This is a genomic window from Enterobacter sp. E12 (assembly GCF_014596715.2).
Classification (GTDB): Bacteria; Pseudomonadota; Gammaproteobacteria; order Enterobacterales; family Enterobacteriaceae; genus Enterobacter; species Enterobacter bugandensis.
On record NZ_CP115601.1, the window covers coordinates 4,334,217 to 4,352,160 of the forward strand.

15 protein-coding genes are annotated in these 17,944 nt (G+C 56.1%); 8 read left to right on the top strand and 7 right to left on the bottom strand.

What is annotated here, in order from left to right; genetic code table 11:
- Positions 1-37 precede the first annotated feature (37 nt).
- From yhdP to csrD, 7 genes are all read right to left on the bottom strand, one after another.
- Positions 38-3,835: an AsmA2 domain-containing protein YhdP gene (gene yhdP / locus IB212_RS20720; RefSeq protein ID WP_047367035.1), complete on the bottom strand. Its 3,798-nt coding sequence runs from the start codon at positions 3,833-3,835 to the stop codon at positions 38-40.
- Positions 3,836-3,877: 42 nt separating this feature from the next.
- Positions 3,878-5,347 (bottom strand): ribonuclease G, encoded by a 1,470-nt coding sequence (gene rng / locus IB212_RS20725; RefSeq protein ID WP_008502847.1) that lies wholly within the window; start codon positions 5,345-5,347, stop codon positions 3,878-3,880.
- On the bottom strand, positions 5,337-5,930 hold the full coding sequence (locus tag IB212_RS20730) for a nucleoside triphosphate pyrophosphatase (RefSeq protein WP_041907832.1): 594 nt from the start codon (positions 5,928-5,930) through the stop codon (positions 5,337-5,339). The genes rng and IB212_RS20730 overlap by 11 nt, the downstream gene beginning before the upstream one ends.
- Positions 5,931-5,939: 9 nt before the next feature.
- Entirely contained in the window at positions 5,940-6,428 is a 489-nt protein-coding gene (mreD, locus tag IB212_RS20735; RefSeq protein WP_008502849.1) for a rod shape-determining protein MreD, read from the bottom strand.
- Positions 6,428-7,444: a rod shape-determining protein MreC gene (mreC, locus tag IB212_RS20740; RefSeq protein WP_028014605.1), complete on the bottom strand. Its 1,017-nt coding sequence runs from the start codon at positions 7,442-7,444 to the stop codon at positions 6,428-6,430. The genes mreD and mreC overlap by 1 nt, the downstream gene beginning before the upstream one ends.
- A gap of 61 nt (positions 7,445-7,505) precedes the next feature.
- Positions 7,506-8,549, bottom strand: a complete 1,044-nt coding sequence (gene mreB, locus IB212_RS20745; protein WP_000913396.1) for a rod shape-determining protein MreB — start codon at positions 8,547-8,549, stop codon at positions 7,506-7,508.
- A gap of 282 nt (positions 8,550-8,831) precedes the next feature.
- Positions 8,832-10,772, bottom strand: a complete 1,941-nt coding sequence (gene csrD, locus IB212_RS20750) for an RNase E specificity factor CsrD (protein ID WP_041907831.1) — start codon at positions 10,770-10,772, stop codon at positions 8,832-8,834.
- A gap of 182 nt (positions 10,773-10,954) precedes the next feature.
- Here csrD and IB212_RS20755 point away from each other — a divergent pair, with 182 nt between their 5' ends.
- The 8 genes from IB212_RS20755 to panF all read left to right on the top strand — a co-directional run bounded on the left by IB212_RS20755 (position 10,955) and on the right by panF (position 17,933).
- Positions 10,955-11,929: an MDR family oxidoreductase gene (locus tag IB212_RS20755; protein WP_041907830.1), complete on the top strand. Its 975-nt coding sequence runs from the start codon at positions 10,955-10,957 to the stop codon at positions 11,927-11,929.
- A gap of 77 nt (positions 11,930-12,006) precedes the next feature.
- Positions 12,007-13,008: a protein-methionine-sulfoxide reductase catalytic subunit MsrP gene (msrP, locus tag IB212_RS20760; protein ID WP_047364748.1), complete on the top strand. Its 1,002-nt coding sequence runs from the start codon at positions 12,007-12,009 to the stop codon at positions 13,006-13,008.
- Positions 13,009-13,608 carry a protein-methionine-sulfoxide reductase heme-binding subunit MsrQ gene (msrQ, locus tag IB212_RS20765; RefSeq protein ID WP_188245880.1) on the top strand — a complete coding sequence of 200 codons (600 nt, stop codon included), beginning with the start codon at positions 13,009-13,011 and terminating at the stop codon, positions 13,606-13,608. It abuts the gene before it with no gap.
- A 234-nt stretch (positions 13,609-13,842) separates the two neighbouring features.
- Entirely contained in the window at positions 13,843-14,295 is a 453-nt protein-coding gene (gene aroQ / locus IB212_RS20770; protein ID WP_028014610.1) for a type II 3-dehydroquinate dehydratase, read from the top strand.
- Between the two features lie 21 nt (positions 14,296-14,316).
- Positions 14,317-14,781 (top strand): acetyl-CoA carboxylase biotin carboxyl carrier protein, encoded by a 465-nt coding sequence (gene accB / locus IB212_RS20775; protein WP_008502856.1) that lies wholly within the window; start codon positions 14,317-14,319, stop codon positions 14,779-14,781.
- Between the two features lie 10 nt (positions 14,782-14,791).
- Positions 14,792-16,141 carry an acetyl-CoA carboxylase biotin carboxylase subunit gene (gene accC, locus IB212_RS20780; protein WP_041907823.1) on the top strand — a complete coding sequence of 450 codons (1,350 nt, stop codon included), beginning with the start codon at positions 14,792-14,794 and terminating at the stop codon, positions 16,139-16,141.
- A gap of 108 nt (positions 16,142-16,249) precedes the next feature.
- On the top strand, positions 16,250-16,492 hold the full coding sequence (locus IB212_RS20785; protein WP_006178860.1) for a YhdT family protein: 243 nt from the start codon (positions 16,250-16,252) through the stop codon (positions 16,490-16,492).
- The gene (gene panF, locus IB212_RS20790) at positions 16,482-17,933 is read left to right on the top strand and encodes a sodium/pantothenate symporter (protein WP_041907819.1); all 1,452 of its coding nucleotides are present in this window, start codon (positions 16,482-16,484) and stop codon (positions 17,931-17,933) included. The genes IB212_RS20785 and panF overlap by 11 nt, the downstream gene beginning before the upstream one ends.
- Positions 17,934-17,944: the final 11 nt, after the last annotated feature.

Below are 17,944 nucleotides of genomic sequence, written 5' to 3' on the forward strand. Positions count from 1 at the left end.
TTTATTGAGAGTGAGGCAATTACCAGCCCACGTCAAATCATTGCTGTGCATCTTTGCGCGGCTGGCGCAGCACCTCGTTAATCTGCGGTTTATCCACCGGACCGGTAATGCGGTAGCGCAGAATGGAGACCTTGCTCCACAGCGGCCCCAGCACTTTACTGGCGGCAAACACCGCCGCACCGACAATCGGGTTAACCACAAAGGCCGCCGCCACGCCCACGCTGGCGGAAATTTCCGGCGCCACCACGGCTTCCATATCCAGCTCGCGACGCACGAGGTTGACTGAGCCTTTCATGGCGATGTCCGCTTCCAGCCCATCCACCAGCGTGTCGTCCGTGTGCAGAACGCCGTCCTTGATCCACGCCGTACTGCGGATGGAATCGTAATAGAAACCTTCGCTGAAGGTGTCGCTGAAATCGAAGCGCAGCTTGCGCAGCAGCGCATCAAAGCTGAGGAGGCGCAGGATCTGCCCGGCGCGCCCCGTGCTCACGTCGGCGATTTCACCTTTGCCAAAGTGTGTTTTCAGAATACCGTTCAGTGACGCTTCGTCCGGTGTCCACGGCGCGGCACGCCAGTGAAGATCGTAATTAACGTTAAACGAGGAGCCGCGCAGCGGCGTGCTGATGCCAAAGAAGTTGGCTGCCGCATCCAGCTTGTTGCCTTTAATGTCGCCCTTCAGAGACGTGCGCTGCTCGCCCGGGTTATTCACCCACTCTCCACCCGCCGTCATGCGGCCAAAGCCGGTGTCGATCAATCCGCCGGAGAGCTTGAGCGTATTCCCCTGGATGGCAAAATCACCGTCGATACGGCCATATTTTTGCCCCCACAGCCAGCACTCCGCGCAGCGCAGCTGCAGATCGGGCCAGCCGCTAAAATCGACGCGAGTAGTATTACTCAGCGGCGATGTATTCGCCGGTTTATCTTTACTCGCAGCAGCCGGGTTGTAGTAGAGATAGCGGATCGCTGCCTGCCACGGCGCGTTATTGCGCATGGTCAGCGTGCCGTTGATTTCCCGGCCCTGCGCCTCCACTTTTGAGCCGTTAGCGGTTGGCTGGGAGACAATGCTCAGATTGTTCCACTGCTGTCCGCCCAGCATCAGCGACGGCGTACGTACGGTAATGGTCTGCGGGAACTGGGCGGCCTCATCAACGTTTTGCCCAACGCCTTTCTGGAACAGCGCCAGCCACTCCGCGCCGTCCATCGGCGGGAGATTCAGCTCAACGCCCGCATGCTCAGGCAACGGCGGCGTGGTTTTGCTGTCCGTCGTCCAGATGGCTTTGTCGAGGGTAAGCTTGCGGTTAAGCAGCCAGCGGCTGTTAAAGTGGTTTGTTCCGCCCGCGCTTCCGGTCAGCGCGAAGCTGTCCAGATTGCCATCAACGTTAAGCTTCACCGGCAGCGGCTGTCCCGCCTGTTTATCCAGCGGCGCAGGCAGTTGGCTTTGAAGATTCTTCAGGTCACCCGTAATGTCGACCTTATAGTGTGCACCCGCGTGATAAGGCAGGTCGATTGCCACTTTGCCCTGCCAGGCGACCGCGCCCGCTACTGACGCCTCAATCGGCTTCGGCAGGACATCCATACGCGACGGCTGCCAGTTGCCGTCCAGATTAACGGCCACCTGATAAGCCTTTTGCCCCTCGGCTGTTGAGAAGTCGATATTCACCGGCTGATTAAACCAGCTGGCGGTCAGCGGCTCGCTTTTCAAATTACCGTTCACAAAGCTGAACTGTCCGCTGAGGTCTTTCAGGGTGCTATCAAGCGGTTTAATGTACAGGCTGTTGTTCTTCAGACGGACGTCACCTTTGGCGGTGGTCATTTCACCGTCCAGCGGGATATCCAGATGTAAGCGAGCATTCACATCGCCATCGAGCTGGAGCTGCTGAAGGGTCGCCGCCAGCGACTCTTTGAGTGGCGTCTCCTCAAAGTACGGCCCCACCGCTTTCCCCGGGCCGTTGATGTCGGCATCAATCAGCAGCTTCTCTTTTGAGTAGTCCGGGATGTTGGCCGTCAGGTTGCTGGCCGTTACGCCTCCCAGCGCAACGCTGTCCGCCTTCATCCATAATCCGTCGTTGAGGAAGTTAAGCTCGATATCCAGGTTTTTCAGCGCGGGCCAGCCCGGCTGGAACGCGAAGGTGGCGTCGTGCAGCGGCACCAGCACCTGGAACTGCCCCTCATTATGTTTGTACGGGAAAAGATGCGGGTTACCGCCGTAGACCAGCGTGGCGTTTTCCGCCTGACCGCCCTGAATTGCGCCGCTCAGATAGTCGACCAGCGCTTTACCCATCAGATTTTCCGGGAAATAGCGCCAGGCCTGAGAACCGTCATCGGTACTGATCCCGGCCAGAATGCCCAGCCACGGTTCGTCACCCTGCGGCTGTAAATAGCGGAAGTCACCCCGCGCGTGTACCGCTTTGGCTTTGACGTCGATATGGCGACCATCAAGCTGGAAGCCCTTATCGTTACGGAGCCAGTTAAGCACCGCGCTGCCCTGCTCAATTTCCAGCGGCGCGCGGAAGACCGTCTCGTAAGGCATTTTAGCGTTGTGCATATCGGCCGTGAGCCTGCCGTTCTCCACGCTGCCTTCCAGCTTGCCGCTGAAATGCTCCGCGCCCGGCAGCATCTTCCACTGCTTCCAGGCAAGATCTTTCCATGTTGCCTGGAAACGGGTTTTTTCCGTCGCCTGAAGCGGGATATCCAGCGCCAGAGAATCAATTTTTCCGCTCGGCTGCGTTGCCAGCCAGATCTCGCCCAGGTCCGGAGAGAGCTTTGCCGCCATGGAGCGCAGGCCTTCAATGGCCGCCAGATCCAGGTTACTGGCGCGGATGCGCAGCTCATCGCTGCGTTTACTCGCCGCGCCGCCCACGTCCTGCTCCGGCATCCAGGCCAGCGTCAGCGCACCGCGCGGCCACGGCTTGCCGTCCATCGTGATGCGCGTATCCGGGATGGCGAACTGCCAGCCCTCTTTTTCCTGCGTCACGTGCGCGGTGAGGTTATCAACGGAAAGCTGATGCTGCTGTCTTTCACCCTTCCAGCTCGCGCCCCCTTGCTTCAGCCAGATATCGCCGCTGGCAAATTTCCCTTTCGTCAGGGTCATCCAGCCCTCAAGGCTGAAACGGGCGGTTTCCAGCTGCATGTTTTGCTGCAGCCAGTCGCCGAGCCAGGGCTTTACATCCACATCGTCGGCCTGCAGCCAGACTTTGCCGTTGTTTAACAGGCCGTCATCGTCACGCAAGTCCATACGCACCTGCATGACGCCGTGCTGGCCGTTCAGGCTGGAAAGATTGACCTGCCCCTCGGCGCGGTGTCGATCCTTGCCGTTAAGCCAGGTCAGCTGCGGGATCGCCAGTTCGGCGCGCTGGCCAGAAAGGGTAATAAAGCTCACTTCGCTGTCGCGCAGATCGAAATGATCGAACTGGCGGAGGAAGAGATCGCTGAAGCGGTTGGCTTCCAGGCCCTGATTGTTATCACCGCCCGTCAGCGGCGTATTGGTCAGAAACTGGAGTTGATAAAAGGTGAGATCGCGAAACTGCCAGCGCAGATGCAGCAGGCTTTGCCAGACGTCCAGCGCCAGGGTTACGCGTTTGATTTTGAGATGACCGCCATCTTTCAGGCTGGCGTTGATGTCACGGACATCCAGCGTCGGGCCAAAATTCTGCCAGCTGGCGCTAACCTGGCTTACGTCGACCGGCACGCCGGTGGTGGATTCGATTTTCGCCAGCAGCTGCGGACGCCAGCTGTCCAGATGCGGTAAAACGAGGCGTAGCCCGCTCACGAGCAACGCGACAATCACGACCAGCGTTGCCCCTGTAAGCACTAAAATCCCCGGCAATCGCCTCACGCATCTCTCCTTGTCAGCTTTCGTCACGCAGCGTACTGCGTTTTACATCATTACGACGTCAAACTGCTCCTGGTTATAGAGCGGTTCAATTTGTACTTTTACCTGTTTGCCGACAAAGATTTCCACTTCCGCCAGCGCGTGCGACTCTTCGCCTTTCAGGGCTTCAGCCACCGCAGGGGAAGCATAGACCAGAAAACGGTCTGAGTCGTAGGCATGATGGACACGGACAATTTCACGCATGATCTCGTAGCAGACCGTCTCCACCGTCTTTACCGTTCCGCGTCCATGGCAGGTTGGACACTCATTACACAGGACATGTTCCACGCTTTCGCGGGTCCGTTTCCGGGTCATTTCCACCAGGCCGAGCTGCGAGAAGCCATTGATGCTGGTCTTCACGCGATCTTTACTCAGCGCCTGTTCCAGCGAGTGCAGCACGCGACGACGATGGTCTTCATTACTCATATCGATAAAGTCGATGATGATAATGCCGCCGAGGTTGCGCAGACGAAGCTGACGCGCAATCGCCTGCGTGGCTTCGATGTTGGTGTTGAAGATGGTGTCGTCCAGATTGCGATGACCGACAAACGCGCCGGTGTTGATATCGACGGTGGTCATCGCTTCGGTCTGATCGATGATCAGATAGCCGCCGGACTTCAGTTCGACCTTACGCTCCAGGGCTCGCTGGATCTCGTTTTCGACATCATAGAGATCGAAGATCGGCTGACGCCCGGTGTAATGCTCCAGCAGGCCCGGCATTTCCGGGATGTATTCAGCGGTAAACTCCAGCAGCGCTTCATATGTCAGGCGAGAGTCCACGCGGATGCGGTCGAGCTGCGCGTCGGCAAAATCACGCAGCACGCGCTGCGCAAGCGCCAGCTCACCGTACAGCTGGTAGCGAGTCTGGTTGCGTTTTTTACGCTCCATCACTTTGGTCCAGACGCGCTTCAGGTAAGCCGCATCCGACGCCAGGTCTTCTTCGCTGATCCCTTCTGCAGCGGTACGGATAATAAACCCGCCCTGTTCATCGCAGTAGGCGCTGACCACTTTCTTCAGCCGCTCGCGCTCGCTTTCGCTCTCAATACGCTGCGAAACGCCCACGTGTGACGCGCCGGGCATAAAGACCAGATAGCGGGAAGGTAAGGTAATGTCGGTGGTCAGACGGGCACCTTTGGTGCCAAGGGGGTCTTTCACCACCTGCACCATTAAGTCCTGGCCCTGACGCACCAGCTCGGAAATGTCGCGCACGGCAAACTGCTTTTGCTCTTCGCCCGCGACGCACTCGGTGTGCGGCATGATGTCGGAGGCATGTAAAAATGCCGCCTTATCCAGTCCAATATCTACAAAAGCCGCCTGCATACCCGGCAGTACACGACTGACACGACCTTTGTAGATATTGCCTACTATTCCGCGCCGCGCTTCACGCTCAATATGAATTTCCTGAAGAATGCCACCGTCAATATAGGCCACACGGGTTTCCGATGGCGTTACGTTTACCAACAATTCAGCCGTCATAATTATCCCTTCCCTCACGCAGTGAGTTAAAATTGCTCAGCAACTCATACGTTTCCACCAGCGGTAAGCCGACTACGGCGTGATAGCTGCCATTAATCTTCCTGACAAAACAGCCACCCAACCCTTGAATACCGTATGCACCTGCTTTATCCATCGGTTCACCGCTGGCAATATAAGCGGCGATCTCGTCGTCGGTAATCACTCTGAACGTGACATCCGTAACCACCAGGCAATCCAGCACGTGCTGGCTGTCCGCCAGCGCGACGGCCGTCATCACCTGGTGCGTTTGCCCGGACATCTTGCGCAGCATGCGCGCCGCATGGCCGGCGTCATGCGGTTTCTCGAGGACTTCACCGTTAAGGATAACGATGGTATCTGCTCCCAGCACGGGCAGATCGCGCGGCACACAGGCCACGCCCGCCTGCGCTTTCTCGCGTGCCAGACGAGACACGTACTGCTGAGCACTTTCGCCCTCAGCACGTTTTTCTTCAATGCCGGTCACGATGCGTTCAAAAGAGACCCCTAACTGCGTCAGGAGTTCCTGACGGCGCGGGGAGCCGGAAGCAAGATACAGAGACGTCATAGAAACCTTTTATTGCACAGCAAACTGCTGGCGAACCTTACGCATCAGCAGGAATAGCCACGGCCAGAGCACACCGTTTACTACACTACTCCAGAACACTTCCGGTCGGAAAGAGACGTTGATCACTAAAAACTCTGCCCAGAAAACAACGATATCCGCAGCAAGCGACAACAGCATCACGACCAGGGCCTGTTGCCAGAGCGCGAGGTTACGGAAGAGCTGGAATTTCAGTGCGACGAGGTACGCAATAATGCTCATGGACAGGGCGCGCACGCCCAGCGTAGAGCCACTAATGAGATCCAGTATGGCACCCATCACAAAACCCGTGCCGACATTTACGCGATGCGGCAGGGCAAGGATCCAGTAAAGTAAAATGAGCAAGACCCAGTTTGGCCGGAAAACGAGAATGTTATCCGGCCAGGGCATAATCTGCAGCAACAGTGCAATGAGGAACGAGAGCCAGATGACCCAGCGTCCCTGGCTACGATAGCTTGCCACTACTGCCCTCCCGAAGAGAGTTTAGGCGGTGGCGGCGCATCAGGCTGCGGCTGCGTTAACCCGGTTGCCGGCGCAGGCACGGGCGCAGGCGGCCCCATAGAGTCCGCTGGCGGAAGAACCTGCGGCATCATCTGCATCAGGCGTTCATTCGCCACGCGATGCACCTCTTCAGGCGTCATCGGGTTAGCACCGTTACGATCGGCACCCCAGAGCAGCAGCAGGTAGCGCAGACGCTGTAAACCGGCGGTTGGACGGGCCTGAATCACGGTGTATGCACGCTGCGTATCCAGCTTAACCGAAGAGACCACCGCAACCGGGTAACCTTCAGGGAAGCGTCCACCGAGACCGGACGTCACCAGCACGTCGCCGACACGGATGTCCGTGTTAGCAGGCAGATGTTCAAGCTGCAGATCGTCCGTACAGCCGTTACCGGCCGCAATCACGCGGATATCGTTACGCAGGACCTGGATCGGCAGTGCGTGGGTGGCGTCGCAAATCAGCAGCACGCGGCTGGTCAGTTTGGCGACGGCAACGACCTGGCCTACTACGCCCTTATCACTAATGACGGGCTGACCTTCATACACCCCGTTCACGCTCCCTTTGTCGATCACAACCTGATCGCTGTAAGGGTCGTTCACGGTGGAGATCACCTGGGTAACCATCTTCTGCTCGTCCTGACGCAGCGGCGAGCCGAGCAGTTCACGCAGACGCGCGTTTTCCTGCTTGTATTGCCCCAGCATCAGCAGTTCGCTGTTTTTCAGCAGCAATTCCTGGCGTAATGCCCGGTTTTCAAGTTCGAGCTGGTCTCGTGAAGACAGCGTTTGAGAAACGGAGTCGAGCAGTTCACGGGGACCATTTGATATAAAGTAGAAAGGACTGACGGCGGTATCCATGTACGTTCGGATCTGGCTGAACGTACCGAGGCGGCTATCGGCAATAATGACGCCAAGCGCAACCAGAACCGCCAGAATGAGGCGAAACTGTAGCGATGGGCCACGGCTAAAAATTGGCTTCATAGGCTATGCGTATTCTCGTGTCAGAGAGAAAGGGTAGCGATTCGCTACCCTTTCACCATGACTACTCTTCGCTGAACAAGTCGCCGCCGTGCATGTCGATCATTTCCAGCGCCTTGCCACCACCGCGGGCGACGCAAGTCAGTGGATCTTCTGCAACTACGACAGGAATACCTGTCTCTTCCATCAACAGGCGGTCGAGGTTACGCAGCAGCGCACCACCACCGGTCAGAACCATACCGCGCTCGGAGATGTCGGACGCCAGCTCTGGTGGGCACTGTTCCAGCGCAACCATTACAGCGCTCACGATGCCCGTCAGTGGTTCCTGCAGTGCTTCCAGAATTTCGTTGGAGTTCAGGGTAAAGCCGCGTGGAACACCTTCCGCCAGGTTACGGCCACGCACTTCGATCTCACGCACTTCATCGCCTGGATATGCAGAACCGATTTCGTGTTTGATACGCTCTGCGGTGGCTTCACCGATCAGAGAGCCGTAGTTACGGCGCACGTAATTGATGATGGCTTCATCGAAGCGGTCACCACCGATACGTACGGAGGAGGAGTACACCACGCCGTTCAGTGAGATAACGGCCACTTCAGTGGTACCACCACCGATATCCACCACCATAGAACCGGTGGCTTCAGAAACAGGCAGACCCGCACCGATTGCCGCAGCCATTGGCTCTTCAATCAGGAACACTTCACGTGCGCCTGCACCCTGGGCAGATTCACGGATTGCGCGACGTTCTACCTGAGTTGCGCCAACCGGCACACACACCAGAACACGCGGGCTTGGGCGCATGAAGCTGTTGCTGTGAACCTGCTTGATGAAGTGCTGAAGCATTTTTTCAGTCACGAAGAAATCAGCGATAACGCCGTCTTTCATTGGGCGAATAGCGGCGATGTTGCCAGGGGTACGACCCAGCATCTGCTTCGCGTCATGACCCACTGCGGCCACGCTTTTCGGCGAGCCTGCACGATCCTGACGAATGGCCACAACAGAAGGCTCATTCAATACGATGCCTTGTCCTTTTACATAAATAAGGGTATTCGCGGTACCCAGGTCAATGGACAGGTCATTGGAAAACATGCCACGAAATTTTTTCAACATACTAAGGGATAATCCTGAAAGCTGGGGCGGAAAACAAAATCCGCTTACTTTACCAACCACACGCAGCAGCGACAAGGCGCAAAAATCATCTGCAACGGTGAAAATTTGTGCAGTACGTTTCCTGTTGTTACAAATTCATCCCCTGACTCCCTCAGGGCTGAGTAAACAGTCGTGTTCCTCACTGATATTTGTAACCCATTAAAGGTCGTTCACTGGCTTTTTGCTCGACATACTCAAAGCTACAGGCGCGATATTCTACGTGAAAACAACGTAAACGGCAGGTCAAACAGAGTATCTTTGCAAATATTTTTTCACGTTGGTGTCAAGCGGCTGAGAGGCGGCAAAAAAATCGCCCTGACCGCCCGTCACTCCGCGCTCTGTTAACATCTGCCATTCGCCTCTGGAGCGCACGCCTGCGGCAAATACCTGTGTTCGCGTTCCCTTACACGCTTCAACCAGACTCTGAACCAGCAGCTGGTTTTCCGTGCGCTTCTCAATATTCCTTACCAGCCCCGGATGTAGCTTTAATAGCTCCACATCCAGCTCCTTGATCCAGCTGGTACTGACCAGCGTTAAACCCGCCTGCGTTACCGCGACACGGGCACCGAGCGCGTTGATCAAACGGACCACCGGACGCAACCGGCTGATGTGTTGACCCACATCCGCCTCAGCAAGTTCAAAAATAATGCGTTTGCGTTGCGATTTTTCGCATTGCATTAATGTATCACGCAGCCAGCGCTGAAAACGCGGGCGTATTAATGACTCAACGGTAACCTGTAACGCCAGATTCTCTTCAGGCCAGAATGATAAAAATGGAATCAAGCGTGTAATTTGCTGGCGGTCATACTCTTCGGAGAGCCCAAATTGCAGAACCATCGGCAGATATTCCGCAGAAATAACCTCTTCCGTCCCGTCGAAAATACGGCACATCAATTCCCGGTGGTGGACAAAACCGTTCTTCATGACCGCCGGTTTTTGATAAATACGCGGCCCGCCGCGACTCAGCATTTGCTCAATCAAAGTACGCCAGCGCACGTTTCCACGCCCTTTTTCAGGCAGCGAATCATCATAGACTGCCCATCCGTTCGCCCCTTGCAATACCGCGTTGCGGGTGGCCGCTTCCGCATGCTCCATCACCTGCTCTGTCGACTGTCCGCCGCGCCAGGCGCAAATCCCCATATGGACCATATCGTCTCTGTCGAGCATTTTGCTCTGCGGCAGCGCGTCGACGGCCTTAAGTAGCTGGCTGGCAATGCTTTCTGATTCCTTCAACGTGCGATGCGGAAGCAATACGGCAAAGTCGCTGCGGTGGTAGCGGGCCAGCAGCGCCCCCGGATAGCGCATAATAAAGGTGGAGAGCAGGTTGATCAGCGTAAAGAGATTTTCTTCCGCCGCCCGCTGCCCCCATGTGTCGCGCAGCAGATCGAAATCGGGCAGGCGAATCATCATCACCACCCCGTGCGTACCCACTTTTTCCGGGTCGTCGAGCAGCGTGGCGAGTTGATTGTCAAAGAAAAGGCGGTTGTTAAGGCCGGTTTTATTATCCTGCGCGGCATAAGAGCGGATCAGCGTATCCATTCGGCTGCGCTGGTCGCTGGCAAACTGGATCTCTGAGAGCAGCGTATCCAGCGCGCTGCTGGCGCGTGAGGGCCATTCATGGACCGAGCCGCGAACCTGCGGGCCGCGTTCACCGTTCAGGATACGCACGGAGCGGATCTCCAGCAGTTCCTGGCCTGAAAGCTGGCGGCGCAGCCAGCGGACCGCGAGAAAAATCAGCAAAATAATGAAGGCGACGGCAACAGTAAGCGGCGCGGTGGTCATCATAGAACGGAAATAGCTGGCCATCGGATCGAGGTAGACCATGTGTATGGTCATCCCCGGATTTTTGAGGGAGTGCACCGTTACTTCCCGATACTGGCTCACCACGCCCGCAGGTCGATAGCTGTCCTGTCGTTCATGGCTTAAAACCGGATGCTTTCCCTGCTGGATGTCGACCTGAATAATATCAACCGGCACCATCAACTCATCCAGCTCCCGGGATAGCTCAGGAAGTGGAGTGGTCAGCAGACGCGTATCAATGACCGACGCAACGGACTGCACCCGGTTGACCAGTTTGTCCTGAATGGCGTTATAAAAGCTCAGAGAGCAACCAAGAAGCGTGACAAAGATGGTAAGCCCCGTCAGCAGGGTGATAAAAGCCGAGAACTTCGTCGTTAATCGCATCCTTGAGATTACTCCGTGGGTTGATGGGGTAGCGAGTAAGCGCTAACTTGCATTTCAAATGCGGCATACTACCAAACCTGGCGTATCTGGCAATTTATTGCGTTAAATCGGCATTGCTTTACCCTGAGCGAGTATAGTCTTCAGGAACTCTTTTCCAATCATCTGAGCCGTGAGGACCCCGTATGCAGGCTTTAATCTTAGAACAGCAGGACGGCAAAACGCTTGCCTCAGTACAGGCCGTAGAAGAGACTCGCCTGCCGGAAGGCGACGTCACCGTCGACATCGACTGGTCCAGTTTAAATTATAAAGATGCGCTGGCGATCACCGGCAAGGGTAAAATCATCCGAAATTTCCCTATGGTGCCGGGTATTGATTTTGCTGGCCGGGTTCATAGCAGCGAAGATCCCCGTTTTCATGCGGGCCAGCAGGTGCTGCTCACCGGCTGGGGCGTGGGCGAAAATCACTGGGGCGGGCTGGCAACGCAGGCGCGTGTGAAGGGCGACTGGCTGGTGCCTATGCCGAAAGGCATAGATGGCCGCAAAGCGATGATCGTTGGTACCGCAGGCTTTACCGCCATGCTGTGCGTGATGGCGCTGGAAGAGGCGGGTGTTCGCCCCGAGTCGGGTGAAATTGTTGTGACCGGGGCCAGCGGTGGCGTGGGCAGCACGGCGGTCACGCTGCTGCACAAGCTGGGTTATCAGGTTGCGGCGGTTTCCGGCCGTGAAAGCACGCATGATTATCTGCGCCAGCTCGGCGCCAGCCGCATTCTTGGCCGCGATGAGTTTGCCGAGACCCGCCCGCTGGAAAAACAGGTCTGGGCAGGTGCGGTGGATACCGTCGGTGATAAAGTGCTGGCAAAAGTCCTGGCGCAGATGAACTACGGCGGCTGCGTGGCAGCCTGCGGCCTGGCGGGCGGATTTGCCCTGCCAACGACCGTCATGCCATTTATTCTGCGTAACGTCCGCCTGCAGGGCGTGGATTCCGTGATGACGCCTGCGGCTCGCCGTGCAGAGGCATGGGAGCGTCTGGTGCGCGATTTGCCGGAATCGTTCTATACCCAGAGCGCTACCGAAATTACGCTCAGCCAGGCACCTGAATATGCCAGTAAGATCATGGATAACCAGTTCCACGGCCGCGCGCTGGTGAAAATCGCCTAATCTTCAAATTTTCGTGACATATTCGCGCTAACGCTTCTCCTCCGTCATGCTTAGAAAAACGCATGACGGAGGATGCCATGAAAAACCGAAAACTGACGGAAGCCGACGTAACGTCTGAATCTGTCTTTATGTTACAGCGCCGCCAGATCCTGAAAATGCTTGGCATCAGCGCCACGGCACTGACGCTCTCTCCAGCGGCACACGCCGACCTGCTCGACTGGTTTAAAGGCAACGATCGCCCTAAGGCGCCTTCCGGTGCCCCGCTTACCTTTACCAAACCCGCCGAATGGCAAAACACGCTGGCGCTCACGCCGGAAGATAAAGTCACCGGCTACAACAACTTCTACGAATTTGGTCTGGATAAAGCCGATCCTGCCGCCAATGCCGGCAGCATGAAAACCGATCCGTGGACGCTGAAAATCGACGGTGAAGTGGCAAAACCTCTGACGCTGGACCATCACGATCTGACCACCCGCTTCCCGCTTGAGGAGCGTATCTATCGCATGCGCTGTGTAGAGGCCTGGTCGATGGTGGTGCCCTGGGTAGGCTTCCCGCTGCATAAGCTGCTGGCGATGGTTGAACCCACCAGCAATGCAAAATACGTCGCCTTCCAGACGCGCTACGCCCCGGACGAGATGCCGGGCCAGAAAGACCGGTTCATCGGCGGCGGGCTGGAGTATCCGTACGTTGAAGGGTTACGTCTTGACGAAGCCATGCATCCCCTTACCCTCATGACCGTCGGCGTTTACGGCAAGGCGCTTCCGCCGCAGAACGGTGCCCCCATCCGTTTAACCGTGCCGTGGAAATACGGTTTCAAAGGGATTAAATCGATCGTCAGCATTAAGTTGACCCGCGAACGTCCGCCGACGACATGGAACCTGGCGGCGCCGGGTGAATACGGCTTCTTCGCCAACGTGAACCCGCATGTGGATCATCCCCGCTGGTCGCAGGCGACGGAACGCTTTATTGGCTCCGGCGGCGCGCTGGACGTGAAGCGCCAGCCCACGCTGCTGTTTAACGGGTATGCGGATGAAGTGGCGTCCCTTTACCGTGGCCTCAATTTACGGGAGAACTTCTGAGTGCGTTTAACGACAAAGCAGATTACCTGGCTGAAAGTGCTGCTGCATTTAGCCGGGATACTTCCTTTTATCTGGCTGTTCTGGGCGGCCAGCCAGGGCCTCTTTAGCGCCGATCCGGCAAAGGATATCCAGCATTTTACCGGTCGGATGGCTCTGAAATTTTTGCTGGCCACCTTGCTCGTCTCACCGCTGGCACGCTACGCTAAACAGCCATTATTGATACGCACCCGTCGGCTTTTGGGGCTATGGTGTTTTGCCTGGGCGACCCTGCACCTCACCAGTTACGCCCTGCTGGAACTGGGAATTAACAATCTGACACTGCTTGGCCGCGAGCTGGTAACACGCCCTTACCTGATGCTGGGCATTGTTAGCTGGCTGATCCTGCTGGCGTTAGCGCTGACATCCACGCAATATGCGCAGCGAAAGCTGGGCCGTCGCTGGCAGTTGCTGCACAACTTCGTCTATCTTGTCGCGATCCTCGCCCCCATTCATTATCTGTGGTCGGTGAAGATCCTCTCTCCGCAGCCGGTCCTTTACGCGCTGGCAGCCGTGGCGCTTTTAGCATGGCGTTACAAGAAGTTCCGCCAGTGGTTACGATAGTTCGCGAAACTGTGCGTTTTCCCGCAGATTACCTCTCAACCGCAAATCTTTTTTGGATTGCGGTTGATAATCTTCCCTGATAAGACCAGTATTTAGCTGCCAAATGCTACGAAATCGTTATAATGTGCGACCTTGGTTCGCCTGACAGCGGTTTTGGGCCTCTGAAAAGGTGACATTTGCGCTTCGACGGTATATTTTGTTTTTTACCCGAAAATCGCAGGAGATAGCGGCATAATGACTGATAAGTTCCACATCTTAGTTTTAAACGGACCGAACCTGAACATGCTCGGCACCCGTGAGCCAGAGAAGTACGGCACGCTGACATTGAGCGAAATTGTTAACCGTCTGAGCACGGAAGCAGCCTCGCTGAATGTGGATTTGGATCATTTTCAGTCAAACGCGGAGTACGCAATCATCGACCGTATTCATCAGGCTAAAGACACTGTGGACTATATCCTGATCAATCCGGCCGCGTTTACGCACACCAGTGTTGCTATCCGCGACGCACTGCTCGCGGTGAGTATCCCGTTTATCGAGATCCACCTGAGTAACGTGCACGCCCGAGAGCCGTTCCGCCACCATTCGTATCTGTCGGATATCGCTGCTGGCGTTATCTGCGGACTGGGCGCAGACGGCTATTCATACGCTTTACAGACAGCGGTAAAACGCTTGTCACAATCACACTAAACAAGAGTACGGAACCCACTCATGGATATTCGTAAGATTAAAAAACTGATCGAGCTGGTTGAAGAATCAGGCATCTCCGAACTGGAAATTTCTGAAGGCGAAGAGTCTGTACGCATCAGCCGTGCAGCCCCAGCCGCTAGCTTCCCGGTAATGCAGCAAGCTTACGCTGCGCCAGTGCAGCAGCCTGCGCTTTCCGCAGCCGTTGCGCCAGCAGCAGCTGAAGCCGCACCTGCCGCTGCAGCAGAAATCAGTGGTCACATCGTACGTTCCCCAATGGTTGGTACTTTCTACCGCACCCCGAGCCCGGACGCGAAGGCGTTCATCGAAGTGGGTCAGAAAGTCAACGTAGGCGATACCCTGTGCATCGTTGAAGCGATGAAAATGATGAACCAGATCGAAGCTGACAAGTCAGGTACTGTGAAAGCGATTCTGGTCGAAAGTGGTCAGCCGGTTGAATTTGACGAGCCGCTGGTCGTCATCGAGTAACGAGGCGAACATGCTGGATAAAATTGTTATCGCCAACCGTGGCGAGATTGCACTGCGTATTCTTCGTGCCTGTAAAGAACTGGGCATCAAGACCGTGGCCGTGCACTCAAGCGCGGATCGCGATTTAAAACACGTATTGCTGGCGGATGAGACGGTCTGTATTGGCCCGGCTCCGTCCGTAAAAAGCTATCTGAACATCCCGGCTATCATCAGCGCCGCTGAAATCACCGGCGCGGTGGCAATTCATCCGGGTTACGGCTTCCTCTCTGAGAACGCCAACTTTGCTGAGCAGGTTGAACGCTCTGGCTTTATCTTCATCGGTCCGAAAGCCGACACCATTCGCCTGATGGGCGACAAAGTGTCTGCAATCACCGCAATGAAAAAAGCCGGTGTTCCAACCGTGCCAGGCTCTGACGGCCCTCTGACCGACGACATGGATGCTAACCGTGCTCATGCTAAACGCATTGGCTACCCGGTTATTATCAAGGCGTCCGGCGGCGGCGGCGGTCGCGGTATGCGCGTTGTGCGCAGCGATGCTGAACTGGCGCAGTCCATCTCCATGACCAAAGCGGAAGCGAAAGCGGCTTTCAGCAATGACATGGTGTACATGGAAAAATACCTGGAAAACCCACGCCACATCGAAATTCAGGTGCTGGCTGACGGTCAGGGTAACGCGATCTATCTGGCAGAACGTGACTGCTCCATGCAGCGTCGTCACCAGAAAGTGGTCGAAGAAGCGCCAGCGCCGGGCATTACCCCGGAACTGCGTCGCTACATCGGCGAGCGTTGCGCCAAAGCGTGCGTCGATATCGGCTATCGCGGGGCGGGTACCTTTGAGTTCCTGTTCGAAAACGGCGAGTTCTACTTCATTGAGATGAACACCCGTATTCAGGTTGAACACCCGGTTACCGAAATGATCACCGGCGTTGACCTGATCAAAGAGCAGCTGCGTATCGCAGCCGGTCAGCCTCTGTCCATCAAGCAGGAAGAAGTTGTGGTGAAAGGCCATGCGGTAGAGTGCCGTATCAACGCCGAAGACCCGAACACCTTCCTGCCAAGCCCGGGTAAAATCACGCGTTTCCACGCGCCGGGTGGCTTTGGTGTGCGCTGGGAGTCTCATATCTACGCTGGCTACACCGTACCTCCGTACTATGACTCAATGATCGGTAAGCTGATCTGCTACGGCGAAAACCGTGACGTGGCGATTGCCCGCATGAAGAACGCCCTGCAGGAGCTGATCATCGACGGTATTAAAACCAACGTTGATCTGCAGATGCGTATCATGAGCGACGAGCACTTCCAGAATGGTGGGACTAACATCCACTATCTTGAGAAGAAACTCGGTCTGCACGAGAAGTAAGACTGCACCAACGCGAAAAGGCCGGGTTATCCGGCCTTTTTTATTTCTGGGGATCGCCAGGCCCCATCATGTACAATCCCCGCTTTCTTCATCCACAAGGGACATAAAATGGACAAGCGTTTTGTTCAGGCCCATAAAGAAGCGCGCTGGGCGCTGTGGCTGACCCTTCTCTATCTTGCTGCATGGTTGGTAACTGCTTACTTACCTGACTCCGCTATTGGTATCACCGGCCTGCCGCACTGGTTCGAAATGGCCTGCCTGCTGGTACCGCTGGTGTTTATTCTGCTGTGCTGGGCGATGGTGAAATTCATCTATCGCGATATTCCGCTGGAGGACGATGATGCAGCTTGAAGTAATTCTGCCGCTTGTCGCATACCTGCTGGTCGTGTTTGGTTTATCCATTTACGCCATGCGTAAAAGAACGACCGGTGCTTTTCTGAACGAGTATTTCCTCGGCAGCCGTTCGATGGGCGGCGTTGTGCTGGCAATGACGCTGACCGCGACCTATATCAGCGCCAGCTCGTTTATTGGCGGCCCCGGTGCGGCCTACAAGTACGGGTTAGGCTGGGTTTTGCTGGCGATGATCCAGCTGCCTGCCGTCTGGCTCTCCCTCGGTATTCTTGGTAAGAAATTTGCCATTCTGGCGCGCCGCTATAATGCCGTCACGCTCAACGATATGCTCTTTGCCCGTTACCAGAGCCGCCTACTGGTGTGGCTGGCGAGCTTAAGCCTGCTGGTGGCCTTTATTGGCGCGATGACGGTACAGTTTATCGGCGGGGCACGCCTGCTGGAAACGGCGGCCGGGATCCCTTACGAGACAGGCCTCATCATCTTCGGGGTAAGCATCGCGCTCTATACCGCGTTTGGCGGGTTCCGCGCCAGCGTGCTGAACGATACGCTGCAGGGAATGGTCATGCTCATCGGCACGATTGTTCTGCTGGTGGGGATTGTTCATGCCGCGGGTGGACTCACTCATGCGGTGGAAACCCTTGAAGCGATTGACCCGAAACTGATTTCACCGCAGGGCGCGGATGATATCCTCTCGCCGACCTTTATGACCTCGTTCTGGGTGTTAGTCTGCTTCGGGGTGATTGGTCTGCCGCATACCGCCGTGCGCTGTATCTCCTATAAAGACAGTAAAGCCGTTCACAAGGGCATCATCATCGGGACGATTGTGGTCGCGGTCCTGATGTTTGGTATGCACCTGGCAGGTGCGTTAGGGCGCGCGGTGATCCCCGACCTTACCGTGCCGGATCTGGTGATCCCGACGCTGATGGTAAAAGTGCTGCCGCCCTTCGCCGCCGGAATTTTCCTCGCAGCGCCAATGGCCGCCATTATGTCGACCATTAACGCCCAGTTACTGCAAAGTTCCGCTACGATCATTAAAGATCTCTATCTGAACCTGCGCCCTGAGCAGGTTGAAAATGAACGTCGCCTGAAGCGGATGTCTGCCGTCATTACGCTGGTGTTAGGAGCTTTGCTGATGTTAGCTGCATGGCGTCCGCCGGAGATGATCATCTGGCTGAACCTGCTGGCGTTTGGCGGTCTTGAAGCCGTTTTCCTGTGGCCGCTGGTATTAGGTCTTTACTGGGAACGCGCGAACGCTGCAGGCGCGCTGAGCGCGATGATTGTTGGCGGTGTGCTGTATGCCATCCTTGCGACATTTAAGATTCAGTATCTGGGCTTCCATCCGATTGTGCCTTCGTTACTGCTAAGTTTACTGGCGTTTGTGGTGGGGAACCGTTTCGGTCAGCCCGCCCCACAACCCGCTATGATTTCTACTGATAAATAAAGAGTTTTGCC

Coding starts and splice junctions, on each gene's coding strand:
- rng (WP_008502847.1), bottom strand. CDS start 5,347: ATGACGGCTGAATTGTTGGTAAACGTAACGCCATCGGAAACCCGTGTG.
- IB212_RS20730 (WP_041907832.1), bottom strand. CDS start 5,930: ATGACGTCTCTGTATCTTGCTTCCGGCTCCCCGCGCCGTCAGGAACTC.
- mreC (WP_028014605.1), bottom strand. CDS start 7,444: ATGAAGCCAATTTTTAGCCGTGGCCCATCGCTACAGTTTCGCCTCATT.
- mreB (WP_000913396.1), bottom strand. CDS start 8,549: ATGTTGAAAAAATTTCGTGGCATGTTTTCCAATGACCTGTCCATTGAC.
- csrD (WP_041907831.1), bottom strand. CDS start 10,772: ATGCGATTAACGACGAAGTTCTCGGCTTTTATCACCCTGCTGACGGGG.
- IB212_RS20755 (WP_041907830.1), top strand. CDS start 10,955: ATGCAGGCTTTAATCTTAGAACAGCAGGACGGCAAAACGCTTGCCTCA.
- msrP (WP_047364748.1), top strand. CDS start 12,007: ATGAAAAACCGAAAACTGACGGAAGCCGACGTAACGTCTGAATCTGTC.
- aroQ (WP_028014610.1), top strand. CDS start 13,843: ATGACTGATAAGTTCCACATCTTAGTTTTAAACGGACCGAACCTGAAC.
- accB (WP_008502856.1), top strand. CDS start 14,317: ATGGATATTCGTAAGATTAAAAAACTGATCGAGCTGGTTGAAGAATCA.
- accC (WP_041907823.1), top strand. CDS start 14,792: ATGCTGGATAAAATTGTTATCGCCAACCGTGGCGAGATTGCACTGCGT.
- IB212_RS20785 (WP_006178860.1), top strand. CDS start 16,250: ATGGACAAGCGTTTTGTTCAGGCCCATAAAGAAGCGCGCTGGGCGCTG.
- panF (WP_041907819.1), top strand. CDS start 16,482: ATGCAGCTTGAAGTAATTCTGCCGCTTGTCGCATACCTGCTGGTCGTG.